The organism is Streptomyces sp. NPDC046712 (assembly GCF_040645695.1).
In the GTDB taxonomy this organism is placed as follows: domain Bacteria; phylum Actinomycetota; class Actinomycetes; order Streptomycetales; family Streptomycetaceae; genus Streptomyces.
The window spans coordinates 72,864-99,098 of sequence record NZ_JBEYYW010000015.1 but is presented as its reverse complement, the minus strand read 5'-3'; the positions used below and the strand labels follow the sequence as shown (position 1 = coordinate 99,098).

General features: G+C 71.5%; 28 protein-coding genes. 6 read left to right on the top strand and 22 right to left on the bottom strand.

The window, feature by feature from the left end:
• Positions 1–46 precede the first annotated feature (46 nt).
• Positions 47–1,075: a methyltransferase gene (locus ABZ939_RS20670; RefSeq protein WP_361856895.1), complete on the top strand. Its 1,029-nt coding sequence runs from the start codon at positions 47–49 to the stop codon at positions 1,073–1,075.
• Positions 1,076–1,161: 86 nt separating this feature from the next.
• Here ABZ939_RS20670 and ABZ939_RS20665 read toward each other — a convergent pair whose 3' ends face one another.
• The 7 genes from ABZ939_RS20665 to ABZ939_RS20635 form a co-directional block, all read right to left on the bottom strand.
• Positions 1,162–1,494 carry a TcmI family type II polyketide cyclase gene (locus ABZ939_RS20665; RefSeq protein ID WP_361856893.1) on the bottom strand — a complete coding sequence of 111 codons (333 nt, stop codon included), beginning with the start codon at positions 1,492–1,494 and terminating at the stop codon, positions 1,162–1,164.
• A gap of 24 nt (positions 1,495–1,518) precedes the next feature.
• Positions 1,519–1,998 carry an SRPBCC family protein gene (locus ABZ939_RS20660; RefSeq protein ID WP_361856890.1) on the bottom strand — a complete coding sequence of 160 codons (480 nt, stop codon included), beginning with the start codon at positions 1,996–1,998 and terminating at the stop codon, positions 1,519–1,521.
• A gap of 1 nt (position 1,999) precedes the next feature.
• Positions 2,000–2,260, bottom strand: coding sequence for an acyl carrier protein (locus tag ABZ939_RS20655; protein ID WP_361856887.1), 261 nt, complete (start codon positions 2,258–2,260; stop codon positions 2,000–2,002).
• A 24-nt stretch (positions 2,261–2,284) separates the two neighbouring features.
• The gene (locus ABZ939_RS20650; protein ID WP_361856884.1) at positions 2,285–3,532 is read right to left on the bottom strand and encodes a ketosynthase chain-length factor; all 1,248 of its coding nucleotides are present in this window, start codon (positions 3,530–3,532) and stop codon (positions 2,285–2,287) included.
• Positions 3,529–4,797, bottom strand: a complete 1,269-nt coding sequence (locus ABZ939_RS20645) for a beta-ketoacyl-[acyl-carrier-protein] synthase family protein (protein WP_361856882.1) — start codon at positions 4,795–4,797, stop codon at positions 3,529–3,531. Before ABZ939_RS20645 ends, ABZ939_RS20650 begins: the two co-directional genes overlap by 4 nt.
• Positions 4,794–5,264 carry a cupin domain-containing protein gene (locus tag ABZ939_RS20640; RefSeq protein WP_361856880.1) on the bottom strand — a complete coding sequence of 157 codons (471 nt, stop codon included), beginning with the start codon at positions 5,262–5,264 and terminating at the stop codon, positions 4,794–4,796. Before ABZ939_RS20640 ends, ABZ939_RS20645 begins: the two co-directional genes overlap by 4 nt.
• 80 nt (positions 5,265–5,344) lie before the next feature.
• Positions 5,345–6,469 carry a SchA/CurD-like domain-containing protein gene (locus tag ABZ939_RS20635; RefSeq protein WP_361856877.1) on the bottom strand — a complete coding sequence of 375 codons (1,125 nt, stop codon included), beginning with the start codon at positions 6,467–6,469 and terminating at the stop codon, positions 5,345–5,347.
• A gap of 237 nt (positions 6,470–6,706) precedes the next feature.
• Between ABZ939_RS20635 and ABZ939_RS20630 the strand changes: the two genes are divergently transcribed.
• Positions 6,707–8,374, top strand: coding sequence for an FAD-dependent monooxygenase (locus tag ABZ939_RS20630; RefSeq protein ID WP_361856874.1), 1,668 nt, complete (start codon positions 6,707–6,709; stop codon positions 8,372–8,374).
• 137 nt (positions 8,375–8,511) lie between these two features.
• On the opposite strand, the gene ABZ939_RS20625 is transcribed toward ABZ939_RS20630, so the two are convergent.
• From ABZ939_RS20625 to ABZ939_RS20600, 6 genes are all read right to left on the bottom strand, one after another.
• Positions 8,512–9,087 carry a hypothetical protein gene (locus tag ABZ939_RS20625; protein ID WP_361856871.1) on the bottom strand — a complete coding sequence of 192 codons (576 nt, stop codon included), beginning with the start codon at positions 9,085–9,087 and terminating at the stop codon, positions 8,512–8,514.
• Positions 9,084–10,259, bottom strand: a complete 1,176-nt coding sequence (locus ABZ939_RS20620) for an ROK family glucokinase (RefSeq protein WP_361856869.1) — start codon at positions 10,257–10,259, stop codon at positions 9,084–9,086. The genes ABZ939_RS20625 and ABZ939_RS20620 overlap by 4 nt, the downstream gene beginning before the upstream one ends.
• Positions 10,260–10,329: 70 nt before the next feature.
• A complete protein-coding gene (locus ABZ939_RS20615; protein WP_361856866.1) occupies positions 10,330–11,142 on the bottom strand; it encodes an ATP-binding cassette domain-containing protein in 813 nt (270 codons plus the stop codon).
• Positions 11,139–12,194 (bottom strand): ABC transporter permease, encoded by a 1,056-nt coding sequence (locus ABZ939_RS20610; protein WP_361856863.1) that lies wholly within the window; start codon positions 12,192–12,194, stop codon positions 11,139–11,141. Before ABZ939_RS20610 ends, ABZ939_RS20615 begins: the two co-directional genes overlap by 4 nt.
• Entirely contained in the window at positions 12,191–13,210 is a 1,020-nt protein-coding gene (locus ABZ939_RS20605) for a sugar ABC transporter substrate-binding protein (protein ID WP_361856860.1), read from the bottom strand. The genes ABZ939_RS20610 and ABZ939_RS20605 overlap by 4 nt, the downstream gene beginning before the upstream one ends.
• 133 nt (positions 13,211–13,343) lie before the next feature.
• Positions 13,344–14,063, bottom strand: a complete 720-nt coding sequence (locus ABZ939_RS20600; protein WP_361857116.1) for a GntR family transcriptional regulator — start codon at positions 14,061–14,063, stop codon at positions 13,344–13,346.
• Positions 14,064–14,204: 141 nt separating this feature from the next.
• Between ABZ939_RS20600 and ABZ939_RS20595 the strand changes: the two genes are divergently transcribed.
• Positions 14,205–15,209, top strand: a complete 1,005-nt coding sequence (locus ABZ939_RS20595) for a Gfo/Idh/MocA family oxidoreductase (protein WP_361856858.1) — start codon at positions 14,205–14,207, stop codon at positions 15,207–15,209.
• Between the two features lie 86 nt (positions 15,210–15,295).
• On the opposite strand, the gene ABZ939_RS20590 is transcribed toward ABZ939_RS20595, so the two are convergent.
• From ABZ939_RS20590 to ABZ939_RS20575, 4 genes are read right to left on the bottom strand one after another with little or no spacing between them, the layout of a single operon-like run.
• Entirely contained in the window at positions 15,296–15,724 is a 429-nt protein-coding gene (locus ABZ939_RS20590) for a PaaI family thioesterase (protein WP_361856855.1), read from the bottom strand.
• Positions 15,725–15,728: 4 nt separating this feature from the next.
• On the bottom strand, positions 15,729–16,907 hold the full coding sequence (locus ABZ939_RS20585; RefSeq protein WP_361856852.1) for a cytochrome P450: 1,179 nt from the start codon (positions 16,905–16,907) through the stop codon (positions 15,729–15,731).
• A gap of 9 nt (positions 16,908–16,916) precedes the next feature.
• The gene (locus ABZ939_RS20580) at positions 16,917–17,588 is read right to left on the bottom strand and encodes a response regulator transcription factor (RefSeq protein WP_361856849.1); all 672 of its coding nucleotides are present in this window, start codon (positions 17,586–17,588) and stop codon (positions 16,917–16,919) included.
• Entirely contained in the window at positions 17,585–18,802 is a 1,218-nt protein-coding gene (locus ABZ939_RS20575) for a histidine kinase (RefSeq protein ID WP_361856846.1), read from the bottom strand. Before ABZ939_RS20575 ends, ABZ939_RS20580 begins: the two co-directional genes overlap by 4 nt.
• 146 nt (positions 18,803–18,948) lie before the next feature.
• Between ABZ939_RS20575 and ABZ939_RS20570 the strand changes: the two genes are divergently transcribed.
• Entirely contained in the window at positions 18,949–19,167 is a 219-nt protein-coding gene (locus tag ABZ939_RS20570; protein WP_361856844.1) for a hypothetical protein, read from the top strand.
• A 189-nt stretch (positions 19,168–19,356) separates the two neighbouring features.
• Here ABZ939_RS20570 and ABZ939_RS20565 read toward each other — a convergent pair whose 3' ends face one another.
• The 3 genes from ABZ939_RS20565 to ABZ939_RS20555 all read right to left on the bottom strand — a co-directional run bounded on the left by ABZ939_RS20565 (position 19,357) and on the right by ABZ939_RS20555 (position 21,370).
• Entirely contained in the window at positions 19,357–19,716 is a 360-nt protein-coding gene (locus ABZ939_RS20565; RefSeq protein ID WP_361856841.1) for a hypothetical protein, read from the bottom strand.
• 11 nt (positions 19,717–19,727) lie between these two features.
• Positions 19,728–20,654 carry a DMT family transporter gene (locus ABZ939_RS20560; protein WP_361856838.1) on the bottom strand — a complete coding sequence of 309 codons (927 nt, stop codon included), beginning with the start codon at positions 20,652–20,654 and terminating at the stop codon, positions 19,728–19,730.
• A 104-nt stretch (positions 20,655–20,758) separates the two neighbouring features.
• Positions 20,759–21,370, bottom strand: coding sequence for a dihydrofolate reductase family protein (locus tag ABZ939_RS20555; protein WP_361856835.1), 612 nt, complete (start codon positions 21,368–21,370; stop codon positions 20,759–20,761).
• A 197-nt stretch (positions 21,371–21,567) separates the two neighbouring features.
• Here ABZ939_RS20555 and ABZ939_RS20550 point away from each other — a divergent pair, with 197 nt between their 5' ends.
• Positions 21,568–22,326 carry an SDR family oxidoreductase gene (locus ABZ939_RS20550; protein WP_361856833.1) on the top strand — a complete coding sequence of 253 codons (759 nt, stop codon included), beginning with the start codon at positions 21,568–21,570 and terminating at the stop codon, positions 22,324–22,326.
• A 262-nt stretch (positions 22,327–22,588) separates the two neighbouring features.
• Here the strand turns inward: ABZ939_RS20550 and alc are convergent, their stop codons facing one another.
• Together alc and allB are read right to left on the bottom strand one after the other, a co-directional pair.
• Entirely contained in the window at positions 22,589–23,704 is a 1,116-nt protein-coding gene (alc, locus tag ABZ939_RS20545; RefSeq protein ID WP_361856830.1) for an allantoicase, read from the bottom strand.
• Position 23,705: 1 nt separating this feature from the next.
• The gene (gene allB, locus ABZ939_RS20540) at positions 23,706–25,040 is read right to left on the bottom strand and encodes an allantoinase AllB (protein ID WP_361856827.1); all 1,335 of its coding nucleotides are present in this window, start codon (positions 25,038–25,040) and stop codon (positions 23,706–23,708) included.
• Positions 25,041–25,367: 327 nt separating this feature from the next.
• Between allB and ABZ939_RS20535 the strand changes: the two genes are divergently transcribed.
• Positions 25,368–26,177: an IclR family transcriptional regulator gene (locus ABZ939_RS20535; protein ID WP_361856824.1), complete on the top strand. Its 810-nt coding sequence runs from the start codon at positions 25,368–25,370 to the stop codon at positions 26,175–26,177.
• The last annotated feature ends 58 nt before the right edge of the window (positions 26,178–26,235 follow it).

Genomic DNA, 26,235 nt, shown 5'->3' with positions numbered 1-26,235 from the left:
TCCCTCCCCCTCCCTCACGGCACGACAGCAAAGGCAAGGCGAACAGATGACGACTGTTGATCCCGCTCCCCCGCCGCCCATGCGGCTGAGAGAGCTCGTTTTCGGGGCGGCGGGCGCCGCCGCCGTACGCGCGGCCGCCCGGCTGGGTGTGGCGGACGCGCTGGACGACACGCCCATGACCGCGGAGGCGCTCGCGGCCGAGGTGAAGACAGATCCGCGGACGCTGCGCCGACTGCTGCGCGCCCTGTCGTGCCAGGGCGTCTTCACGGAGCGCCCCGACGGCACCTTCGCCCACACCGAGATGTCCCGTCTCCTGCGCGAGGACGACCCGCAGAGCCTGCGGTACATCGCGCTGTGGTGCACCGAGCCGTGGACGTGGGACGTCTGGCCGAAGCTCGACGAGGCGGTGCGCTCCGGCCGCAACGTCTTCCAGGACGTGTACGAGCGGGAGTTCTTCTCGTACCTGAACGAAGAGGCACCCGAGTCCGCGCACGTGTTCAACCGGGCCATGACGACATCGAGCCGGCAGTCCGCGCAGGACGTCGCCGAACTGCTCGATCTGCACGGGGTGTCCTCGGTCGCCGACATCGGGGGCGGTCAGGGGCACGTCCTGACGAGTCTGCTGGACAAGTACCCCGACCTGCACGGCACGCTGCTCGACCTGCCGGGGGTGGCGGGGAACGCCGACCCGCGCCTGCGCGAGGGCGGCTCGCTGGCCTCCCGGGCACGTGTGGTGGCCGGCGACTGCCGCGAGGACATCCCGGTCCAGGCGGATGTGTACATCATCAAGAACATCCTGGAGTGGGACGACGACAGCACCCGCAGGACGCTGGCCAACATCCGGCGGGCAGCGCGCCCCGGCGCCCGTGTCGTGGTGATCGAGAACCTCGTGGACGACAGCCCCTCGATGCGGTTCACGACGGCTATGGACCTGCTGCTGCTCCTCAACGTGGGCGGTGCCAAGCACACCCGGCAGAGCATGGTCGAGCGGCTGACGGACGCCGGCCTGGTCATCGGCGAGATCCGCCCGGTGAACGCGTATCTACACGCCTTCGAGTGCACCGTGCCCGCCTGATCAGGGGGCACGGAGGAAACCCGAGGCCGCCCGCTCCGCGTCTGACGCGGGGCGGGCGGCCTCGGGTTTCTCCGCCGTGCGTTCGCTCAGGACCCGGCGTCCCGCTCCCAGCGGTAGAAGCAGTGCGCCATGGCGTCCTTGGGGCTGCGCCATGTCGTCGGGTCGTACGCGCTGACGTACGCCGACAGCCTCTCGCTGGTGTTGCGGAACTCGGGGTGCCCGGCCAGCTTGGCGATGGCGGGCGCCGGGTCCTGCTCGGCCTCGATGAGGTGCAGATAGACCTCGCCGAACTGGAAGAGGCTGCGCCGGGTGACGCCGACCAGGTGCGGGAGCTCGCCGCGGTCGGAGTCGGCGAACACGTCGGCGATCGCCGGCGCCGAACCGGGCGCCATGCGGGCGACGATCAGTGCGTGGTGCATCGGGTGTCCTTCCTGCGGGTGCGGTCAGGCCGGCATGACCGGTGCGCGCCGGCGCTCCTGGGCGGCCCGCACGATGCGGTCCCGGATCAGGGCCATCTGGGTGCGGGAGTTGCGGTTGATGTTGTCCGTCATCCACTCGTCGTCGACCGGGGCGTCGGGCTTCATCGCGAAGTCCTGCACCCAGCGCATGTGGACACCGGCCGGCGTCTCCTCGTACTCCCACCGGATGTCCATGTGCGCGAAGGGCCCGGTCTCGACACGATGTGCACGCACCGTCCGCTTGGGGCGGTCGACGGTGCGCTCCGACACCCAGCTCCAGACCTTCCCGTTGTCGTCCGGGTGCATGGTCAGGCGGAAGGTGGTGGTGTCGCCCTCGCGGGAGAGCACCTCGACGGAGGCGTACTCGCTGAAGAGCTGGGGCCAGTTCTCGATGTCGTTGGTCATGTCCCAGACGAGATCGAGGGGGGCGTCGATGATGATGCTGTTGTCGGTGTGTCCTGACACGTCAGACTCCGGTCTTCAGGGTGGTGTTGACGAGGCCGAGGAACTCGGCGGGCGTCTTGCAGCGCTCGGCGTCGGTGGGCAGCGACAGGCTGTAGCGGTTCTCCAGTTCGCCGACGATGCCCAGCAGGCCGAGTGAGTCGACGCCGAGGGTGCTGAACGGCGCGTCGGGCGTCTGCTCGATCTGCCGGGGATCGACGGTGACGCCGGCCGACTGCTTCATCAGCGTGGCCAGTTCGTCGAAGGTCAGTTCCTTGGTGATCATGTGTCTCTCCTTCCCCGCCCGGTCCTACCGGGCGGATTCGCCAGCGCGGCGCAGCACCAGCGCCGCGTTGGATCCCATGAGTCCCCTGCTGAGGACGAGGGCCGTGCGCAGCTCGGCGGGGCGAGCGCGGGACATCACCAGGTCGAGATCGCAGGCGATGTCGAACACGTTGGGGGTGGGGGGCACCAGGCCGTGCTCCATGGCGAGCACGGCGGCGGCGGTGTCGAGCACGGGTGCCCCGCAGTAGGCGCGGCCGATGCCGGTCTTGGGGGCCGTCACGGGCACGCGGGTGGCGTGTGCTCCCAGGACGTCGGCGAGCGCCAGCGCCTCGGCGCGGTCCGCCTCCGGTACGCCCAGGGCGTCGGCGAACACGACGTCGACCTCCTCCGGGGCGCAGTCGGCCTCGTCGAGGGCGACCCGGATCGCGCGGGCGAGTCCCTCCCGGGACTCCTCCCAGCGCGAGGCGCCGGTGAACGTGGCGCCGTGGCCGGCGATGTGGGCCCGAACCGCCGCACCCCGCTCGCGGGCGCGGGACGCGTCCTCGACGACGAGCATGGCGCCGCCCTCCGCGGGCACGAAGCCGCAGGCTCCCGCCGTGAAGGGGCGGTAGGCACGGTCGGGGTCCTCGACGGTGCTGAGCTCCCGATAGCCGAGCTGGCACACCATCGAGTACGGGGCGAGGGGTGCCTCGGCGGCTCCGACGACCACGGCGCCGGTCCCGCGCCGTACGGCCCGGGCCGCGTGGGCGAGGGAGTCCAGGCCCCCGGCCTCGTCGCTCGCGACGACCCCGCACGGCCCCTTGAAGCCGTGCCGGATGGAGATCTGGCCGGTGCTCGCCGCGTAGAACCAGGCGATGGACTGGTAGGGGCCCACGAACTTGGAGCCCTGTCCCCACAGCTTCTGCAGCTCCCGCTGGCCGAACTCGCCGCCTCCCGACCCGGCTGCGGTGACGACGCCGATGGCGAAGGGGTCCTCGGAACCGTCGAGCCGGCCGAGGCCCGCGTCGTCGAGGGCGAGTCGGGCCGCCGCCATGGCGTAGTGGGTGAACCGGTCGGTCTGGACGAGGAAGCGTTCCTCGATGAGGGCCGAGGCGTCGAACCCCTCGACCTGGCCGGCGACCTTCAGGGGCAGGTGCTCGCATCCCTCGCGGGTGATCCGGCCGAGGAACCCGAGGCCTTCCCGTACGGACTTCCAGTACGTGTCGGCGTGCAGTCCGTTGGGGGCGATCACACCGATCCCGGTGACGGCCGCCGGCCGTGACTGAGTGCTCATCGTGTCCTCCCGCCCGGCCCTGTCATGAGCACCGCGGACTGGAAGCCGCCGAATCCGCTGCCCACGGAGAGCACATTCCTCAGCTTTCGCGGGCGGGCGTCGCGCGGCACGTAATCCAGGTCGCACTCGGGGTCGGGGATCTCGTAGTTGGCCGTCGGAGGCACCACCTGGTGCTTCAGTGCGAGCACACAGGCGGCGACCTCAATCGCGCCGATCGCGCCGAGCGAGTGCCCCACCATGGATTTGATGGAGCTCATGGGCGTGTCGTAGGCGTGGGCGCCGAGGGAGCGCTTCACGGCGGCGGTCTCGTGCCGGTCGTTCTGCCGGGTGCCCGAGCCGTGCGCGTTGACGTAGTCGATCTTCGTGGGGTCGAGTCGGGCCTGGCCGAGCGCGGTGTCGATCGCCCGGGACATCTCGTGTCCCTCCGCGGTCAGACCGGTCATGTGGTACGCGTTGCCGTAGGTGGCGTAGCCACTGATCTCGCAGTAGATGTGTGCGCCGCGAGCCCGCGCGTGCTCGTACTCCTCCAGGACGAGGACCGCCGCACCCTCCCCCATGACGAAGCCGTTGCGGCGGTTGTCGAAGGGCTTGGAGGCGTGCTCGGGGTCGTCGTTGTCGGGGGAGGTCGCCTTGATGGCGTCGAAGCAGGCCATCGTGATCGGGGATATCGGGGAGTCAGACGCGCCCGCGATGCAGACGTCCGCCCGGCCCTCCTCGATGGTGTGGAAGGCGTAGCCGACCGCGTCGAGACCGGAGGTGCAGCCGGTGGAGACGGTCTGCACGGGGCCGCGGGCCCCGAGCTGTTCGGCCACCACGGCGGCGAGCGTGCTCGGCTGGAACGCGGTGTGCAGCTGCGGACCGGCCAGGTCGTGGGTCACGTCCCAGCGCCGTCCCGCCTCGCTGACCAGGACGTAGTCGTGTTCCAGGCGGGTGGTCCCGCCGACGGCACTGCCCAGGGAGACCGCGACGCGCCAGGGGTCCTCCGTGGCGGTGTCGAGTCCGGAGTCGCGTACGGCTTCTCCGGCGGCGACGACGGCGAACTGGACGTACCGGTCGGCGTGTTCGCACAGTTCCGGGTCCAGGCCGTGCGCGGCCGGGTCGAAGTCGCACTCGGCGGCTATGCGGGAACGCAGGCCGACCGGATCGAACAGGGTGATGCCACGGGTCGCGGTACGGCCGCTGGAGAGAAGGTCCCAGAACGCCTTCACTCCCGTGCCGCCGGGCGCGACCACCCCGATTCCGGTCACCGCCACACGCCGGGTCACTCGATGGCCCCGTTCCGCTCGGACACCGCTCCGGGGTCTCCCACGGACAGGTGTGGCCCGGTGGCGGCGAGCTCGCCCTCCTCGGTGACCTCCGTGTCGACGTGGCCGAGGCTCGGACGCGGGGCGAGCGGGCCCAGGTGGAAGACCATCCGGGCCTCCACCGCTCCGACGTTACGGAAGCGGTGGCGCACGTCGATGGGGATCAGGAGTCCTTGGTCGGGCTGGAGCGCGTACGTGTCGCCGTCCAGGTCCACTTCGAGCGCGCCCTGGACGACGTACACGAACTCCTCGGAGTACGGGTGGTAGTGCTCACCGATGCGCTCGCCGGGCTGAATGATGGCCAGGCCCATGAAGCCGCTGGTGGAACCCACGGTGGCCGGCGTGAGCATGGCCCGCAGGTCGCCTCCACGCCTGCGGTTGGGCTCCGTGTCGCACAGGTTCACGATGCGGGGACGCTGCTTGAGCATGGTTGATACCTCCGAGTGGGGCAGGGGCGTGCGGGTGACGGCCGCGGCCCGGCACGACGGTCCGGGGCCGCGGCCGTGCGTCAGGATTCCGCCGAGCTGCGGTCGGTGATGGGCAGCATGTCGGCGTGCGACAGGAGCCGGTTGATGTTGCGGTCCGTCTCCAGGGAGCCCTCGACGCCGATCGCGGCACCGTCGAGCAGACGCTCCAGGTCCGCGGCCTTCCGCTGGCCCTTGAGGCCGAGCGAGGCGAGGGGGTCGGTGTCGAGGTCGCCCGTGATGTCGACGAGGCGAACCACGATGTCGTCCCGCTGGAAGACGGTGCTTCCGTACACGGGGCTATTCGGATCTTCCGCCGCGGCCTGGTCCTGGTGGGCGAGCAGCCGGGCCAGCTCCGTCCCGCGGCCTTCCTTGGCGGGGTAGTACAGCGCGTGCCGCCGCAGCCGGGCCGGAGCCGGGCCGTCGGAGACGACGTGGTGCACGGCGGGGAGCGCGGCCCGGGTGAAGAAGACCCGCGCCGATTCGGGGTCGGTCAGATCCCGGTCCTGCTCCAGGTACGGGTTGATGGCCTCCTCGACCGCCCGTACCTCGGGCTGGCGGGCGACGTGGCGCAGTGCCGCGAGGAGGTCGCCCTCCACTTCCACACACCGCACGACACGGTTGCCGTGCATGAACAGCGACGTGCGGCGCAGCCTGGTGTTCTCGTCGACCTTGGCCGAGGGCGACTCGTACCCGGCGAGCAGCTCCGCGACCTTGGACTCGGAACCCGGCTTGACGGTGAAGGTCAGGGCGTGGCGTGCCACGCCGTCGCCCACACGGGCCGCCACCTGCGCGCCCGCCGAGGACGGGTCCGACGTGAGCGGCCGACGCGCCCCGGTCTCCCGGAGGATGCTGTAGCGCATGGACCGGGTGTCCCGGACGCAGCTGTGCATCGGCTTGACGGTTTCGACGTGCTCCTCGCTGTTCACCCAGGCGAGGAACGGCGGAGCGCTCTCCCATTCGCTGGTGATGAGCCACTGCGAGGGGTTCTCGATCGACTGGCAGAGCTGGTCACTGATGTGACCGGGGACGGAGGCGACCTGCTTGCGCATGAGTTCGTACGCCTCGAGGAACTGCTCCTGGGCGCCTTCGTACAGGTCGAGCAGCAGGATCACCCGCAGCCTTGAGCCGTCGAAGGCCGACTGCGACACGCGTCCCGAGGGGGTCATCCGACGCACCTCTTCTCTTCTTCCGGGAGGGTCGGGAAGGACCGCCGTGCCCGAAGAAAGGCCGGGGGTCGTCATGTGCCGATAGTTGGCGGGCGGGACGATCCACGCGACTCCCACGGCGCGGATGAGTGAACCGCGCGTCATTCGGGTGCCCCGAACGCACGAATCGGTCCTCGCAGGGCATGAATCTGCATCCCATACCTGACTCGCGTCGCAGGTGACGCTGGAGGCGAACCCATGAACCGATTCGAAGGGGCCGGCGAGGTCGGTCACCGCACGCCCGTCCTCATCGTCGGCGGCTCTCTGGTGGGCCTGTCCACCTCGCTGTTCCTGGGGCGGCTCGGCGTGCCGCACACCCTGGTCGAGCGCCATTCGGGCACGTCGATCCACCCACGCGGGCGCGGCAACAACGTGCGCACGATGGAGCTGTTCCGGAGCGCCGGAGTCGAGCGTCGCGTCGAGGAGGCCGCGTCGGTCCTGGGCGGCAACAACGGCATCCTGCAGACCCCGAGCCTGGTGGGCGATGCCGGCGAGTGGCTGTTCAAGGAGATCGACCCGGGCGGCGGGGTCGCCCGGTTCAGCCCGGCCGGATGGTGCCTGTGCAGCCAGAACGATCTCGAGCCGGTACTCCTGGAGCGTGCTCGCGAGCTGGGCGCGGATCTGCGCTACTCGACGGAGCTGATGTCGTTCGAACAGGACTCCGAAGGGGTGACCGCTTACGTCAAGAGCCGCGACACGGGCGAGCACACCACCATCCGCGCGGACTACCTCGTCGCGGCGGACGGTCCGCGCAGCCCCGTGCGCGAGCAGCTCGCCATCGGGCAGACCGGCCCGGGCGATCTCTTCCACAACGTGAGCATCACCTTCGTCTCCCGCGACCTCGCGGACGTCGTCGGCGACCGGCGCTTCATCATCTGCTACCTGACGAACCCGGAGGCCGACGGGGCGCTCCTGCCGGTGGACAACCGGGAGCAGTGGGTGTTCCACGCCCCGTGGCACCCCGAACGGGGCGAAACGCTGGAGGAGTTCACCGACGAGCGGTGTCGGGAACACATCCGGAAGGCCGTCGGGGTTCCCGATCTCCATGTGGAGATCACGGGCCGGGCTCCCTGGCACGCCGCCGAGCGGATCGCCGAACGGTACGCGGACGGGCGGGTGTTCCTCGCCGGCGACTCGGCCCACGAGATGCCGCCCACCGGGGCGTTCGGCTCCAACACCGGTATCCAGGACGCGCACAACCTCGCCTGGAAGCTGGCCGCCGTCCTGGACGGCTGGGCCGGCCCCGGGCTGCTCGAGTCCTACGACGCGGAGCGCCGGCCGGTCGCGGAGGCGACGAGCGCCCGCGCCTCGTCGCGTTCGGTCGAGCACAGCCACCCCGGCTACGCACCCGGCCCCGGAGCCGGCGGCCCCGGAGGTCCCGGGGGCAGGCGGAACGGCATCCTCAACGTGGCGCTGGGCTACCGCTACCCGCAGGGCGCGGTCCAGGGCGCCGACCCGGCCCAGCCGGTGGTGCCGGACAAGCTCAGCCTCGTGGGCGAGCCCGGCAGCCGGGCGCCCCACATGTGGCTGAACCGCGCCGGCACCCGGGTCTCCACCCTCGACCTGTACGAGCGGCACTTCGTGCTGCTGAGCTCCGCGGGCACGACCGGCAGCTGGCACACCGCCGCCTCGCACGTCGCGGAACGCCTCGCGGTGCCCATCGACTCGTACCGCATCGGTGAGGGGGCCCACGCGGAGCTGACCCCGAACGGCGACGCGGACTGGGCCGAGCTCCACGGCGTCACCCCGGACGGCGCGGTGCTGGTCCGCCCCGACGGCTTCGTCGCGTGGCGCTCCGAAGGGTCCTCGGACGACCCCGAAACGGCGCTGCGGAAGGTCCTCACGGCCATCCTGGGCCGCGCCTGACCACGCGCTTCCCCCGGCCGCGCCGCCGTTCGCGCCGCACACAGAAGCCCCGCCGGGTCATCTCCCGGCGGGGCTTCGTCGTGTCACGCGCTCTGTCGAGGGTCTCCATCACGGTGCCGAGGCGGCGGCGGTGCCCGTCACGGGGTGGTGGTGGACACCACGTACACCTTCGGGGCGGCGGGGTCGGTGAGGTCGACGGTGATGTCCTGGCTGGGCCGTGGCTTGTCGCGCTTGACGGTGGTGCCCGACCAGTTCCGGCCCGTCGCGAAGTGCCAGCGCGCGATGTCGGCGTCGCGTTCGCCGACGGTGACCTCGCCGGGAACCAGCTGGGAGCGGCTGGAGCCGACGTTGTTCAGGAAGATGTCGAGCCAGCCGGCGTTCGTCGTGAACTCGACGTACAGCCGGCTCGTCTTCCAGTTGCTCGTCTCGTAGTAGGCGACGTCGGTGCTGCCCGGGGGGATCGGGACCTCGAAGATGCGGCGCTTCATCAGCGAGGGCATGGTGTCGCGCAGCCCGGTGGCCGAGGACTCGCGTTCCTTGTCGCGGCCGCTGTCGCGGCTCTGCCCGGCGGAGATCACCAGATAGCCGGCCGGGATGCCGACGAGCAGGACGATGATGATCGCCGTCAGCCAGCGGCGGCGGATCATGTGCCGCCGGTCCTCCGGCAGCTTGGTCTCCTGCTCGGGAGCGGTGGACTGGGTGGGAACGGTCATGAATCCGGGTCCTGGGTGGTGCGGGGGGTGCGTCCTTCGGTGCCGCCGCGCAGGGCCTGGGCGTAGCGCTCGTACCTCTCGTGGCGCTCGACGCGGCGGCGGTTGGCACGGCGGAAGCGGCGGGCCACGAGCCGGGCGAGGTCGGCGGCGCCGACCATGCCGGCCTCGGGACCGAGCTGGGCCTTGGCGATCCGGGCCTCGGGGCGGTAGCCGCGGCCGGTGAGGTGGCGTCGGAAGGCGTCCCTGGCGGGCGCGATCAGCAGGTCGTCGGCGGCGCTGACGCCACCGCCGATGACGAAGCAGGAGGGGTCGAGGGCGGCGGCGAGGTTCGCGATGCCGACGCCGAGCCACTGCCCGATGTCCTGGAGGAGCTCGACGCACATGGCGTCGCCCTCGCGGGCCAGCTCGGTGATGAGCGGGCCGGTGATCTCCGGGATGTTGCCCTTGACCCGCTCGATGATGTTGTACGCGACCGGGGAGTCGGCGGCGGCCAGCTCCCGGGCCTCACGGACCAGGGCGTTGCCGGAGCTGTACTGCTCCCAGCAGCCGCGGTTGCCGCAGGGGCACCGGTGACCGCCGGGGACGACCTGCATATGGCCGAACTCGCCGGCCACCCCGTACTTGCCGCGCTTGACCCGGCCGTCCTCCAGGATCGCCCCGCCGATGCCGGTACCGAGGGTGATCATGACGAGGTGGTCCTCACCCCGTCCCGCGCCGAAGCGCCACTCGGCCCAGGCGGCGGTGTTGGCGTCGTTGTCGACCATGACCGGGACGGCGAGCCGGGACTGGAGCGAGTCGCGCAGCGGCTCGTTGCGCCAGGCGAGGTGCGGGGCGAAGAGCACCGTGGCGCGCTCGGCGTCGACCCAGCCGGCCGCGCCGATGCCGACGGCGTGCACGTCGTGCCGGTCGGAGAGGTCCAGGACCAGCTCGACGATGGTGTCCTCGACGACCTTGGGGCTCTTGGACTTGTCGGGGGTCTCCGTGCGGACCTTCTCCAGGATGACGCCGTCCGCGTCGACGACCCCGGCCATGACCTTCGTACCGCCGATGTCGATGCCGACGGTGGGCACCCGGGGCGCCGTCAGGTGGGAGCGCCGCTCTCGGGTGCCGACGGTCCGCAGCGCGGCGCCTCGGGTGGCCCCGCGCTGAGTCAGGTCGCGGTAGGTACTCATCGGCTCGATTCTGCCAGGTGCGATGTCGGAGGGCGGCTTACGACGGCTGCGCCGGGGCTACGGGGCGGGGCTACGGGGCGGGGCGCTCCAGCTCGTGACGGAGGTCCTCCAGCTCGCTGCCGCCCGCCATCTGCCGGGTCAGTTCGTCCAGGGAGACGGCGTTCGGGCCGGACTTGGTGTGGCTGCCCGACATGACACCGCGCTTGAGGAGGATGAAACGGTCGCCGACGAGATAGGCGTGGTGCGGGTTGTGGGTGATGAGGACCACTCCGAGGCCCTGGTCACGGGCGGCGGCCACATACTTCAGGACCACTCCGGACTGCTTGACGCCGAGGGCGGCGGTCGGCTCGTCGAGGACGAGGACCTTGGCGCCGAAGTGGACGGCGCGGGCGATGGCCACGCACTGGCGCTCGCCGCCGGAGAGGGTGCCGATGGGCTGGTCGACGTCGCGCAGGTCGATGCCCATGCGCAGCAGCTCGGTGCGGGTGGTCTCGCGCATCAGCTCGACGTCGAGGCGCTTGAAGGGTCCGGCGCCTTTGGTGGGCTCGGAGCCGAGGAAGAAGTTCCGCCAGACCGGCATCAGGGGGACGACGGCCAGGTCCTGGTAGACGGTGGCGATGCCGAGGTCCAGGGCCTCGCGCGGGCTGGCCAGGGAGACGTCCTCGCCCTCGATGCGGAAGGTGCCGGCGTCGTGCCGGTGCAGCCCCGCGATGATCTTGATGAGGGTGGACTTGCCGGCTCCGTTGTCACCGAGGACACAGGTGATCTCGCCCGGGTGGACCTCCAGGGAGACCCCTTCGAGGGCACGGATGTTCCCGTAGTACTTGCTGACGTCGTCGAGCTCGACGAGGGCCGGGGCCGGAACGGTGGTCTCGGGGCTCATTTGGTTGCCTCCACACGCCGGCGGATCCAGGCGTTCAGCAGGGTCGCGAGCAGGAGCATCGCTCCCAGGAAGAACTTGAACCAGTCCGGGTTCCACTCGGCGTACACGATGCCCTTGCTGGTCATGCCGAAGATGAACGCGCCGACCGCAGAGCCGATGGCGGAGCCGTAGCCGCCGGTGATGAGACAGCCGCCGATGACGGCCGCGATGATGTAGATCAGCTCGTTGCCGACGCCCTCGCCGGACTGCACGACGTCGAAGGAGAAGAGCAGGTGCTGGCCGGAGATCCAGGCACAGAGGGCCACACCCATGTAGAGGCCGATCTTGGTCCTGGAGACCGGGACGCCGACCGCGCGGGCCGCGTCGGCGCCGCCGCCGACGGCGAAGATCCAGTTGCCGAAGCGGGTGCGCAGCAGGATCCAGGTGGCGACCGCGACCAGGCCGATCCACCACAGGATGGTGACCTTGAGGTCGACGCCGCCGATGGTCAGCTGGGAGGCGAAGAGCTTCCTGGCGGAGGGGAAGCCCTCCATGTCGGCGATCGACTTGGTGGAGACCGTGCCGCTGATCAGCTTGGTGAAGCCGAGGTTCAGGCCGGTCAGCATCAGGAACGTGCCGAGGGTGATGATGAAGCTCGGCAGCTTGGTGCGGGTCAGCATGAAGCCGTTGAAGACGCCGATGGCGAGGGTGACGAGCAGCGAGACGCCGACGCCGACCCACACGTTCGCGGTCATCTGGTAGCTGAACATCGACGAGATCAGCGCCGAGGTGGTGACCATCACGCCGGCCGAGAGATCGAACTCACCGCCGATCATCAGCAGCGCGACCGGCACCGCCATGATGCCGATGGTGGAGGCCGCGTAGAGGACCGTGCCGAGGCTGGAGGCGCGCAGAAAGCTGTCGGCGACCAGCGAGAAGAAGACGAAGACGGCGGCCGCGCCGACGACCGAGCCGAGCTCGGGGCGGGCCAGGAGCTTCTTCAGCGGGGAGGTGCGCAGGAGCCGCTCGTCGACGTGGTCGAGGCCGTCCCCCGTCGGGGCGGTCGCGCTCATCGTGTGCCCCGCTCCGTGTAGCCCTTCAGCGCGGCGGCGTCGTCCTTCGTGATGATCTGGGGGCCGGTCAGGACCGGCTTGCCGCCGCCGAGGACGTCGGCGTTGTACTTGTACAGCCAGAGCAGGTCGACGGCCTCGTAGCCCTGGAGGTAGGGCTGCTGGTCCACGGCGAAGCCGAGGGTGCCCGCCGAGAGCGCGGAGGCGACCTTCGCGTTGAGGTCGAAGGTGTCGACCTCGGCCTGGGAGCCCGCGGTCTTCTTCGCCTGGACGGCGGCGTCCGCGAAGGGCGCGCCGAGGGTGACGACGGAGTCGATGTCCGGGTCGGACTGGAGCTTGGCCTCGATGGAGGCCTGGACGTCGGGCATGTTGGTGCCGTCGACGTACAGGTTCTGCAGATCGCCACCGAAGGTCTTCTTCGCTCCGGCGCAGCGCTGCTCGTGGCCGACGTTGCCCTGCTCGTGCAGGACACACAGGGCCTTCTTCTTCCCGCGCTTGTCGAGCTCCTCGCCGACGGCCTCGCCCGCGACGGTCTCGTCCTGGCCGATGTGCGTGAGCGCGCCGAAGGACTTGGACTGCTCGGAGCCGGAGTTGACGGTGATCACCGGGATGCCGGCCTTCACCGCCTTCTCGACGGCGGTCTTCATCGCGTCGGGCTTCGCGAGGGTGACGATCAGTCCGTCGACACCCTTGGCGATGTACGAGTCGATGAGCTGGGCCTGCTGCTGCGCCTCGTCGCTGTGGGCGTAGAGGAAGTTGATGTTGTCCTTGACGGCGGCCTGCTCGGCGCCGTTCTGGACGATGTCCCAGAAGGTGTCGCCGTCGCCCGAGTGGGTCACCATGGCGAAGGTCCACCGGGGGGTGTTCACGGCCGCCTTCCCCTGGGCCGCGGCCGCCTTGCGGGCGTCCTCCGCGCGCTTCCCGCCGGTGCTGCTGCACCCGGCGAGTGCGGCTGTGAGAGCCACCGCGAGCACGGCGCCGACTGCGGCGCGTACCCCTCCTGTCCGAAGCCTGGTCACGAGGCCGTGCCCTCCTTTGTGTCCTTCTGCGTGCATTGCAGTATCGGTCATGGGGGTCGCGCGGATCTTGGCGGGGCTGTTCCGGGGCTGTTCAGGGGCTGTTCCGGGGCTTTTTCAGGGGCAGGCGTACTCCCTAGGGGCGGACCAGGAGCTGGAACTCGAAGGAGTACCGCGAGGCCCGGTAGAGGTGGGATCCGAACTCGACGGCACGACCGGTGTCGTCGAAGGTGGTGCGTTCCATCGTGAGCAGCGGGGCCCCCTCCTCCTCGGCGAGCAGATCCGCCTCGGCCGCCGTGGCGGCCCGGGCGCCGACGGTCTGGCGGGCGCTGTGGAGAGTGATACCGGCGCCGCGCATCAAGCGGTAGAGGCCGGTGGTCTCCAGACGTGCGGCGTCCAGGTCGAGCAGCCCGGCCGGCAGGTGGTTGCGCAGGTACGCCATGGGCTCGTCGTGCGCGGAGCGCAGCCGCTCCACGTACCGCACGTCGCTGCCCTCCGGTACGCCAAGGGCGGCGGCGACCCGGGCGGTGGCGGGTTCGACGCGGTCGGTCAGGACCCGGGTGGCGGGGCGCTGCCCGGCCGCCTCCAGGTCGTCGTACAGGCTGCTCAGCTCCAGCGGGCGCCGGACCTGGCTGTGCACGACCTGGGTGCCGACGCCGCGCCGGCGGACCAGCAGGCCCTTGTCGACCAGCGACTGGATGGCCTGGCGGACGGTGGGCCGGGACAGGCCCAGCCGGGTGGCGAGGTCGATCTCGTTGCCGAGCAGGCTTCCAGGGGTGAGCGCCCCGTTCTCGATGGCCGCTTCCAGCTGCTGCGCGAGCTGGTAGTAGAGCGGAACCGGGCTGGTGCGGTCCACGGAGAAGGGGGGAAGCGGGGCGGACGACGGCTTGGACACGGACGGGAGCGTAGCCCGAGGAGAAGATGACAGGAAGTGGTGAAGTCCGATTGTCCTGACAAATCCTTGACAGCGTCTCCGTTCGCCACCACCTTGGGGGCCATGCGCATCGGACTGATCGGAACGGGACGTATCGGGGCCTTCCACGCGGGCGTGCTCGCTCGCCACCCGGAGGTCGAATCGCTGGTCGTGGCGGACGCGGACGCCACCCGCGCGGCGCAGGTCGGCGGGGCGCTCGGCGCCACGGTGGCGCCCACCGTCGACGCCCTCCTCGGCCATCACGCCCTCGACGCCGTCGTCATCGCCTCCGCCACCGCCGCCCACGCCGAGCTGATCGGCCGCGCGGCGGGAGCCGGACTGCCCACCTTCTGCGAGAAGCCCATCGCCCTGGACGTGCCCGGCACGCTCGGCGCGCTGCGGGCCGTCGAGTCCGCGGGCACGGAACTCCAGCTGGGCTTCATGCGGCGCTTCGACGCCGGGTACGCCGCCGCGCGCGAGGCCGTGCGGGCGGGCAGGCTCGGCCGTCTGCACACGGTACGGGCGGCGACCTCGGACCCGGCTCCACCGCCCGCCGCGTATCTTCCGCTCTCGGGCGGCCTCTTCCGGGACTGCCTGGTGCACGATTTCGACATCCTGCGCTGGGTGACCGGGCGCGAGGTCGTCGAGGTGTACGCGACCGGCTCGGACGCCGGCCCCACGATGTTCCGCGAGGCGGGCGACGTGGCCACGGCGGCGGCGGTGCTCACGCTCGACGACGGGACGCTCGCGACGGCGACGGCGACCCGGTGCAACGGCGCCGGCTACGACGTACGCATGGAGCTGGCGGGCGAGCGGGACCAGATCGCCGTCGGCCTGGACGACCGGACCCCGCTCACCTCGGCGGAGCCGTCGGGACCGCCCGCCCCGCTCAAGCCCTGGCCGGGCTTCCTGGAGCGGTTCGCCCCTGCGTACGAGGCCGAACTGGACGCGTTCGTCCGGCTGGTCCGGGGCGAGGCGCCCAACCGGTGCGACGGCCGCGAGGCCCTGGAGGCGCTGCGGATCGCCGAGGCGTGCGAGCGCTCGCGGCGCGAGCGCCGACCGGTCGCGCTGGACGAGATCCCGTCGTAGAGCACCCCGCCCACGGTGACCGTGCCGGCCGGATCAGCCATGCACGCCGCGTCGCCCGTGCCGGCCACGTCGCCCGCGTCGGCCGGTCAGCCGTTCGCGGACAGCACCGTCCCCTGGGCCACCGCGCACAGGGTCTCGCCGCCCTCGCCGTCCACCGTCAGCAGGTCGCACCGGACCACCGCCTGCCGGCGCCCCGCGTGGACCACGCTCGCGCGGGCGACGAGCGTGCGGCCTTTCGCCGGGCGGACGTACTGGATGGAGAAGCCGGCGGTCAGGACGGCGGCGCCCAGCGCGGTGCCGGCGGCGAAGGTGAGCGCGTTGTCGGCCGCGTACGAGAGCACGCCCCCGTGCGCGAAGCCGTTCTGCTGCTGGAGCTCCTCGCGGAGATCCACCTCCAGTGTGGCTCCGCCGTCGCCGAAGGCGGTGATCCTGGCGCCGACGAGCCGGCTGAACGGCTGGGCGTCCAGGACCTTCTGCGCGAGGACGAGGTCGAGGTCGTGCGAGGGGGCGTTCATCGGGTCACCATCTGACGGGAAGGCGGCGCACGCCGCGTACGAGCAGGCCGGGCATCCACTCCCAGGGAGCGCCGTCGGGGTCGAGTTCCAGCCGCGGGAAACGCTCCAGGAGCGTCCGGATCGCGATGGTGCCCTCGAGGCGGGCGAGCGGCGCGCCGAGACAGTAGTGGATGCCGTGCCCGAAGGCCAGATGGCCGCGCGGTTCGCGGCGGATGTCGAAGCGGTCCGGTTCGGGGAAGCGCTTCGGGTCACGGTCGCTGCCCGCGAGGGAGACGAAGACGGCCGAGCGGGCCGGGATGGGGGTGCCCGCGATGGTCGTCGGTTCCTTGGCGACCCGGAAGGTGGTGGTCTCCACCGGCCCGTCGTAGCGCAGCCCCTCCTCGATCGCCCCGTCGAGCAGCCTGAAGTCGGCACGCAGGGCCGCGAGTTGGTCGGGGTGGGCGAACAGGGCCCGGACCGTGTTGGTGATCAGGCTGACCGTGGTCTCGTGTCCCGCGATGAGCAACAGGTAACCCATCGCCCGCAGTTCGGGCAGGGAGAGCCGGTCGCCGTCCTCGGCGCGGGTGGTGATCAGGGCGGAGAGCAGGTCGTCCGTGGGCCGGGAGGCCCGCTTGTCCTCGATGAGTGCGTCGAGGTAGGCGCCGAAGCCCTCGACGACCTCTCGCTCGGGGGTTCCGTTCGCCGGCGCGACGAGCTCGTTCGACCAGCGGCGGAAGGAGTCGCGGTCGGCCGCCGGGACGCCGAGGAGTTCACAGATGACGGTGATCGGCAGTGGGAACGCGAAGGTGTCCACCAGGTCGGCGCGGCCGGCCGGGGCCATCGCGTCGGCGAGCTGGTCGGCGAGCTCCTGGATGCGGGGGCGCAGGGCCTCCACCCGCCGCCCGGTGAACTCCCGTGCGACGAGCTTGCGCAGCCGGGTGTGGTCCGGTGGGTCCACGGCGAGCAGGTTGGGGCCGATGATCTCCTCGTCGAGCGGGACGAAGTCGACGACGGAGGGCGACTTCACCAGGCGCGGGTCGGCGAGCGCGGCCCGTCCCTCCTCGTGGCCGACGACCAGCCAGAACTCCCAGCCGTCGGGCATCCGGATGTAGTGGACGGGGCCGCTCTCGCGGAGTTTCGCGTAGTAGGGATACGGATTCGCGGCGAAGTCCGCGCCCCACTCCCCCAGTTCGATGACGGACATCGCCCCAGCCTAGGCGCCGTCCGCGTCGTCGAGGAGGCCCGCGTCGTGAACGAGAAGGGCGATCTGGACACGGTTGTTGAGGTCGAGTTTGGCGAGAATCCGCGAGACATGCGTCTTGACAGTCGGCACGCTCATGTAAAGGGCGGCGGCGATCTCGGCGTTGGACTGTCCGTGGCCGACGGCGACGGCGACCTCGCGTTCGCGCTGGGCGAGTTCGGCGAGCCGGCCCGCGGCGGTCGCGCTCCGCGGCTGCTCCGGCCGGCCTGCGACATGGCTCATGAGTTGGCGGGTGACCGCCGGGGACAGCACGGGGTCGCCGGACGCGACACGGCGCACGGCGGCGACGATCTCGGCCGGCGGGGTGTCCTTGAGGACGAATCCGGCCGCGCCCGCGCGCAGGGCGCGCAGGACCTGTTCGTCGGCGTGGAAGGTGGTGAGGACGACGACCTCGGGGGCGTCCGGGCGGGCGCGCACGAGTTCGGTGGCGGTGAGGCCGTCGACGTGCGGCATGCGGATGTCCATGAGCACGACGTCCGGGGCGAGGCGGGCGACGAGTTCGGGCACGTCCCGGCCGTCGGCGCCCTCGCCGACGATCTCGATGTCCTCGGCGCCGCCGAGCATGAAGGTGAGGCCCGCGCGGACCAGGGGGTCGTCGTCGACGATGAGCAGCCGGATGGTCATGAGGGCCACGGTAGCCAGGCGTGCAGGGCGAATCCCCCGTCGGGGGCCGGGCCGTGGTCCAGCCGCCCGCCGGTGAGGGTGGCGCGCTCGGTGAGGCCGATGAGTCCCTGCCCGGAGCCGGGGACGTGCGGGACGGGCCCGGTGGGGGCCGGGTTGTGGACCTCCACGGTCAGTCCGTCGCCGGGACGGCCGCGCACGGTGAGGGTGACCTCGGTGCCTGGCGCGTGCTTGCGGGCGTTGGTGAGGCCCTCCTGGGCGATGCGGTAGACGGTGCGGCCGGTGGCGGCGGGGACCGCCTTCGGATCGTCGATCGTGGAGTCGAGGACGACCTTCGTCCCGGCCTCGCGGGACTCGGCGACCAGCGCGTCGAGGGTGGCGAGGGTGGGCTGCGGCCGGTCGCCCTCCCCGCCTTCGCCGGGGGCACGCAGCACGCCGATGATCTGCCGGAGGTCCTGGAGCGCCTCATGGGCGCTGTCCCGGATGACTCCGGCGGCGCGGGCGACCTGCTCGGGCGGGGCGTCGGGCCGGAACTCCAGCGCTCCGGCGTGCACGCTGAGCAGGGTGAGCCGGTGGGCGAGGACGTCGTGCATCTCCCGGGCGATGGCCTCCCGGGCGAGCCGCTGGGCCTGTTCGGCGCGCAGCTCGGCCTCGGCCTCGGCGCGCCGGGCGCGTTCGCGCAGGGCTTCGACGAGCTGGCGCCGGGAGCGTACGAGCATGCCCCAGGCGGTCATCAGGAGAACCAGGATGAAGCCGATGGCGATCCCGAGGGGCGCGCCGGTGGAGGGGTCGGGGCGGACGAAGACCTGGGCGGTGGTGCAGGCGACGGCGAGCGCGCCGATCCAGGCGACCTCGCGGAAGGGCCGCCGCACGGCGACGCTGAACAGGCTCACCAGGAAGGCGCCGCCGGCGACGGGCGCGACCACGCTGACGAGGGAGAGCGCGACGGCGAGGCCGACGGGCCATCGGCGGCGCAGCCAGAGGGCGCAGCAGGCGACGGCGCCGACGACCTGGTCGGCGAAGGCGACGGTCTCACTGGCGAGCTGCTCGCTGGTCTCGGCGGCGAGCAGTCCGACGAGGACGGCGCAGAGGAAGAGCGTGGTGTCGACGACCCAGTCGCGTACGGTGCGGCGCGGCCTGCGGCCCGGCGGGCCGTCGGCCGGAGGGTCGGCCAGGGCCGAGGGCAGCAGCCATGCGTGGCGGTCCGTACGTGTCATACGAACCAAAGTACGCACGTCAGGGGCGCGCGGCCGGGCGGGAACGCCCTCCGGCTACCAAAGTCGCGCGGTCCGAGACTTCGGTAGGACCGGCCGTGTCCCCCCGGCCGACGCGAAGCCCGACCGGGAAGGATCATGCTCGTCCCATGAAGCGATTCCTGGAAGTTCTCGGCTTTCTGACCATGGTGGTGGGCGTCTGCGGAGTGATCCGCGAGCTGACGGACGGCTGGTTCCGTCTGATGGGGGTCACCCGGTTCCTGACGGAGAACGTCTGGTTCCTCGAGGGCCGCGAGCTGTTCGCGAACATCGTGATCGCGGCGCTGGGCCTCGTGATCATGATCGCCTCGGACCGGGTGAAGGCGTAGCGGCCCGCCCGGCAGGGGCATGGGGCCGAACCTAGGACGCCGCGTCCAGAGCGCCCGCCCGCCGCTCGAGATCGGCGGCGATGTCGTCCCAGTCGGGGCCGTGGAGATGGAGGCTGACCGCTGCCTCTCTCATCGACGCCGGTTCGTCGGGCCGTCCCGAGCCTACGGAGAGGATCGGCCGGACACGACCTAGGCGCTCGCCTCGTTGAGGCGGGTGACCTCGGCGAGATGTTCCGCCATGCGGTGGGAGACGGAACCGCTGGTGTAGAGGATGGAGCCGACGAGGGCGAAGGGCACCGATCCGCCGAGGACGGCGAGGAGCTCGGGCCAGTCGCGTTCGTCGACGCAGCGGCTGTCGCTGTTGTGGAGGTTGTCGCTGGTGAACCGGGACACGCACTCGCGGCTGGATTCCTCGGGCTCGTAGGGCGTGAAGAGCAGGACCGCGAACCAGATCCACATGAGTCCGGCGAGTGCCAGCAGCCCGAGCCCCCAGCCCTGGGTACGCCGTGCGCGGGCGCGGAATTCTATGTCGTACGAGAGTGAACGCATGGCGCAAGAACCTATCGGTCGCTCGCGTCGGCGGCGCGGCGCCCCCAACTCGTCCCCGCGAGGACCAGAACGGCGCCCGCGATGCCGAGCAGCCCGGGCCGGTCGCCGGCGATCGCGATGCCGGCGGCCGCGGCCCACAGCGGTTCCGTGCCGAGGAGGAGGCTGACGCGGGAGGGGGAGGTGCGGCGGACGGCCCACATCTGCACGAAGAAGGCGAAGAGCGTGCAGAAGACGGAGAGGAAGAGCAGCCCGGCCCATTCGCGCGGGCCGAAGTCGAGCGCCACCGACCAGGGGGACGCGCCCGTACCGGGGGCGGCGGCGAGCAGCGCGAAGACGACGACGGCGGAGCCGAGTTGGACGGTGGTGAGGGAGAGCGAGTCCGCTCCCTGGACCGCCTTGACCCGGGACATGGCCAGGACGTGCACGGTCCGGGCGAGGGCGGCGAGCAGCATCAGCAGGTCGCCGAGGGAGGGGGTGGTGAAGCCGCCGCCCTGGGTGAGCAGCACCACGCCGGCCACCGAGAGCCCGGCGGCGGCCAGGAAGGCGCGGGGTGGACGCGTGCCGATGACGGCGGCCTCGGCGAGCGGCGTGAAGATCATGGTGAGGCTGATGATCAGGCCCGCGTTGGTGGCGGAGGTGTGGACGACGCCGTAGGTCTCCAGGAGGAAGATCCCGCTGAGGATCAGGCCGAGGAGGCCGGCGCCGCGCCACTGGGCGGCGTTCAGCGCGCGCAGCCCCCGCCATCCGGCGACGGCGAGGGCGGGCAGGACGACGGCGAACCGCAGGACCAGGACGGCGACGACCGTGTGGGTGGTGGTGATGCCCTTGGCCGCGAGGTAGCTGGCGCCCCAGACGACGGCCACGAGGAGCACCGGAAGGTCGGTGAGCCAGGCGCGGCGCGGGGCGCGAAAGGGTACGGAAGCGGCAATCGACGTCATCGCGGGGCCTGCTCCAACTCGTCGGACGGGGTGGAGACTTCAGCGGCTCGCACGCGGGGCGATCACCGTATCCGGGAGAGGCGGGTGGAGGCTACATCTTTCCGTCACTCGTAGGAGCCGTACGCGGGACGGCCCGCGAGCTCGTACGTGTGGATGGCGATGCCCGAGCCGGTGGTCCTGGCGTCTGTGTGGCGGAAGGCGGTGGGCCGGACCCCGTCGGCGAAGAGGCGGAAGCCCGTGCCCAGGACGACGGGGAAGACCAGGAGGTGGATCGTGTCGATCAGGTCGTGCGCCATCAGGGAGCGCGCGAGGCCGCCGCTGCCGTGCATCTGGATCTCGCCCTGGGTGCGCTCCTTGAGCGCGGTGACCTCCTTGACCACGTCGCTGTCGAGGACGGTGGTGCCGGCCCAGTCGGCCGACTTCAGCGTGGTCGAAGCGACGTACTTGGGGAGGGAGTTGAGCTTCGACGGGATCGGGTCGTCGGGGTCGTCGTGGAGCGGCCAGTACCCCGCGAAGATCTCGTAGGTCCGGCGGCCGAGAAGGAAGGCGACGGGCCGCTCGAAGACGTCGGTCATGAAGGCGCCGAAGTCCTCGTCGGCGTACGGCACGGTCCAGCCGCCGTGTTCGAATCCGCCGCTGGTGTCCTCGTTCGGACCGCCCGGGGCCTGGTAGACGCCATCGAGGGTCACGAACTGGGTGAGGGACAGCTTGCCCATGGTGATGCCTTTCGCTTCCGCCGGGATCCCCCGGTCCATCGTGTCTCAGAAGCTCCGACTTCACCGCTCGGCGAAAGTCATCGGTGGCCGTCGGAGTCATCGGTGACCCTTGGTGTCCGATTGCCGCCAGCGTCGTGGAGGCCCGCGGACTTTCATTGAACTCGCAACCACTCAGTACTTCTTACGGAGGTCTCGGGATGTCCACGACGAACGACGCGAACGGCATGCACGGCAAGGCGGTCCTGGTGACGGGTGGCAGCCGCGGGATCGGCGCCGCCACGGCGCTGCGCCTGGCCCAGGAGGGCGCCGATGTGGCCTTCACCTATGTGGCGGGCGAGGAGCGGGCGAAGGAGGTCGCAGCGCGGATCGAGGCGGCCGGGCGCAAGGCGCTTCCCCTGCGCGCCGACGCGGCCGACGCCGGGGACGCGGCGGGCGCGGTGGAGTGGGCGGCCGACGCCCTGGGCCGGCTCGACGTCCTGGTCAACAGCGTGGGCCTCGGGGTCCTCGGCCCGGTGGAGTCGCTGACCCTCGCGGACGTGGACCGGGTGCTCGCGGTGAACGTGCGCGCGGCCTTCCTCGCCTCGCAGGCGGCGGCCGCGCGGATGGAGCGGGGCGGGCGGATCGTCACGATCGGCACGTGCATGACGGCCCGGGTGCCGGGGCCCGGCGGCACGCTCTACGCGACGAGCAAGTCGGCGCTCATCGGTCTGACGAAGTCGCTCGCACGGGAACTGGGCGCGCGCGGCATCACCGCCAACATCGTCCACCCTGGTCCGATCGACACCGACATGAACCCGGCGGACGGTCCGTACGCGCAGGGCCAGGCGGACATGACGGCCCTGGGCCGCTTCGGCACGGCGGACGAGGTAGCCGCGATGGTGGCGTTCCTCGCGGGCCCGGGCGCGGAGTACGTGACGGGTGCCGAGTTCTCGGTGGACGGCGGCCACGCGGCGTAAGCGCCCACCGGCACACGGCACCGGCGGCACGCGCCACCGACGGGGGACGCGGCTCCGGCGGTACGCGGCACCGGCGGCAGGCGACACCGGTGGCACGCGGCGCCGGCCGCAGGCCACACCGGTGGCACGCGGCGCCCGCGGCATAGAGCGAGCCCGCGGCAGAGAACGTGCGGGCAGAGAGAGCGCGCGGGCAGACGAAAAGACGCGAGGGCGCACCGGTGCTGTCGGGCCGGTGCGCCCTCGCGTGCCGGGCGGGGTGTCGTTACCCGCCCAGTTCCTGGTGGCGGGCCGTCAGGCGCGCCGAGCCCTCGTCGGTCAGGGAACCGAAGAGGCGGAGGCGGGAGATGCCGCCGTCGGGGTAGATGTCGATCCGGACCCGGGAGCCGACCGCCGGCGTGTCGAGCACGAAGCGGTGGTTGGTGTCGGGCTGGAGGCGGGTCCGGGGCAGGATCTCGGTCCAGTCCTCGGAGCCCTCGGCCGCCACGGACAGCGCCGCCCAGCCCGCGCTGTTGCCCTTGAGGTACGCGGTGTCGATCTCGACCGCGCGGATCTCGGACTCGGCGACCAGGCTGTAGCGGATCCAGTCGTTGCCCTTGTCGCGGCGGCGGCGCGTCTCCCAGCCGTCGTCCATCTTGCGGGAGCGGCCCGGCTGGATGGTGTTGGTCGCCGGGGAGTAGAAGCGGTCGGAGGCGTCCTCGACCTGGCCGCCGTTCTCGAGCGCGGCGAGGTCGAAGGTGCCGAGCACGCCGAGCCACTTCGGGTCGGGGGCGACCTCTCCGTACACGCGGAGGCGCGCGATGCCGCCGTCGGGGTGCTGGTTGACGCGCAGGTGGGTGAAGCGCTGCTCGACGTCGACGGCGAAGCCGTTGGCGGCGTGCCCGCCGATGGCGGTGCGCGGGACGAGGGTCGTCCACTTCACGTCGTCCGCGAGGAGTTCCTCGGGCGAGGGCGAGCCGGCCACGGAGGTGGCCTCCACCGAGACGGCCTGCGGGTAGTTGCCGCGGAAGTGCGCGGTGTCGACGACGATGCCGCGTACGACGCCGGGGGCACCGAGGCGTACGAGCGCCCAGTCGTGGTCGTCCTCGGTCGGGTGCGGCTGCTGGGCCGAGACACCGCGGCGGCGGCGGGTCTCCCAGCCGTCCATGATCTTGCCCTTGTGCCCGAAGTGCTCGGGGTCGAACTCCGCGGCCTCGGGCTTGAGCATGTTCTCGCGCTCGGCGAAGAACTCGTCGTTGGCGGCGATCACACCGGCGCCGAGACGGCGGTCGGCGAGGTCCGCGTACTGCGTGAAGGAGAAGTCCGCCGTGCGGTAGTCGGCGTACGGGTCACCGCCGCCGTAGGGGCTGGCGTCACCGGTGAAGCTGGGTATGGCGGACACGTCAGTTGTTCCTTTCGAGGAGTCGGCCCGTGGGCTCGGTGAGGGTGCCGAGGGCGTTGATGCGCTCGCCACGCAGCCAGGTGGACTTCACGACACCGTGCAGGGTCTTGCCCGCGTACGCGGTGACGCGGTTGCGGTGCTCGAGCTCGGCCGGGTCGACGGTGAACGTCGCGTCGGGGTCGAGGACGGCGAAGTCGGCGTCCCGGCCGGCCTCGATCGCGCCCTTGCGCTCCAGACCGGCGAGGCGGGCGGGAGCGGCGGACATCCAGCGGACCACGTCCTCCAGGCTCCGGCCGCGGCGGCGGGCCTCGGTCCAGATCGCCGGCAGGCCGAGCTGGAGGGAGGAGATGCCGCCCCAGGCGGAGGCGAAGTCCGGGGTCTTCAGGTCCGCGGTGGAGGGCGAGTGGTCGGAGACGATGCAGTCGATCGTCCCGTCGGCCAGACCCTCCCACAGGGCGTCCTGGTTGGAGGCCTCGCGGATCGGCGGGCAGCACTTGAACTCGGTCGCCCCGTCCGGGACCTCCTCCGCGGTGAGGGTGAGGAAGTGCGGGCAGGACTCGACCGTGATCTTGACGCCCTCGGCCTTGGCGGCGGCGATCAGCGGCAGCGCGTCGGAGGAGGACAGGTGCAGGACGTGGACGCGGGCGTTGAGCCGGCGGGCCTGGTTGATCAGGTTCTCGATCGCCGTGTTCTCGGCGTCGCGGGGGCGGGACGCAAGGAAGTCGGCGTACTTCTCACCCTTCCGCTGGGGCGCGGCGGCGAGGTGGTGCGGGTCCTCGGCGTGCACGATCATCAGGCCGTCGAAGCCCGCGATCTCGGCGAGCGAGTTCGCCAGCTGCTCCTGGTCCAGCTGAGGGAACTCGTCCACGCCGGACGGCGACAGGAAGCACTTGAAGCCGAAGACACCGGCGTCGAACAGCGGGCGCAGGTCCTTGACGTTGTCGGGCAGCGCGCCGCCCCAGAAGCCGACGTCGATGTGCGCCTTGGTGCGAGCGACGTCCTGCTTGATCCGCAGGTGCTCGACCGTGGTGGTCGGCGGGAGCGAGTTCAGCGGCATGTCCAGGAGCGTGGTGATGCCACCGGCCGCGGCGGCGCGGGTGGCGGTCCAGAAGCCCTCCCACTCCGTCCTGCCGGGGTCGTTCACATGCACATGGGTGTCGACGAGCCCGGGGAGTACGACGTCGTCGCCGACGTCCTCCAGCCGGGCACCGGCCGGTACCTCGGCGTCGTACGGCAGCACCGCCGCGATGGTCCCGCCGGACACGGCGATCGACGCGGGTCCGGTCCCCTCGGGGGTGATGACGCGAGTCGAGCGCAGTACCAGGTTGACGTCCACCCGTACCCCTTTCCAGCAGAAATTCAACGAACTGTTGAAGGAGTCTTCACTCGGGACGACATGTCGTCAAGGGCACACTTCCAGCATGACCCCGTTGACCCGGCCCGCTCGACGCCCGACTTGGATGTTTCCATGAAGTGGAATGGCAATTTCGTACAGTAGAACGTAGCTCCGCACATGCGGGGTGGAGACGGATGCCACCGGGCAGCCGCCGACACCGGACAAACACCCCCCTGACCGGCCCGTACGCCGGGACCGGGACCGTGTGTCCGACCGGAGGGCCCGGTAGGCTGCTGCCTTGCCCGCCTGCCCCGAAAGGACCTTGACGTGCCGACGTCCAGCGCCAGCACCACCGACGCCGCCAAGCCCGCCGCCGCGAGCGGTGGCGTCCAGTCCCTTGAGCGTGCCTTCGATCTCCTGGAGCGGATGGCCGACGCCGGGGGCGAGGTCGGGCTGAGCGAGCTCTCCGCCAGCAGCGGACTGCCGCTGCCCACCATCCACCGGCTGATGCGCACGCTCGTGGCCTGTGGTTACGTACGCCAGCAGCCCAACCGACGGTACGCGCTCGGCCCCCGGCTGATCCGCCTGGGCGAGTCCGCCTCGCGGCTGCTCGGCACCTGGGCCCGCCCGTACCTCGCGCGGCTCGTCGAGGAGACGGGCGAGACCGCGAACATGGCGCTGCTCGACGGCGACGAGATCGTGTACGTCGCCCAGGTGCCGTCCAAGCACTCGATGCGCATGTTCACCGAGGTCGGCCGGCGCGTGCTGCCGCACTCCACGGGCGTGGGCAAGGCGCTCCTGGCCTACACCCCGGCGGACGAGGTCCGCGCGCTGCTCTCCCGTACCGGCATGCCGGCCGCGACCGAGAAGACGATCACCACGCCCGAGGGCTTCCTGGACGCCCTCGCGGCCGTACGGGACGCCGGGTACGCGGTCGACGACAACGAGCAGGAGATAGGGGTCCGCTGCCTCGCGGTGTCGGTCCCCAACTCCCCCACCGCGGCGGCCATCTCGATCTCGGGCCCGGCGGGCCGCGTCACGGAGGCGGCGACGGAGAAGATCGTCCCGATCCTCCAGGAGGTCGCCCAGGAACTGTCGACGGCCCTGGCGAACACGGCGGGGAACGGGCAGGCCTGAGGCCGCGAAGTCGACGCCGAAGGGCGCCCGGAGCCATGAGGCTCCGGGCGCCCTTCGT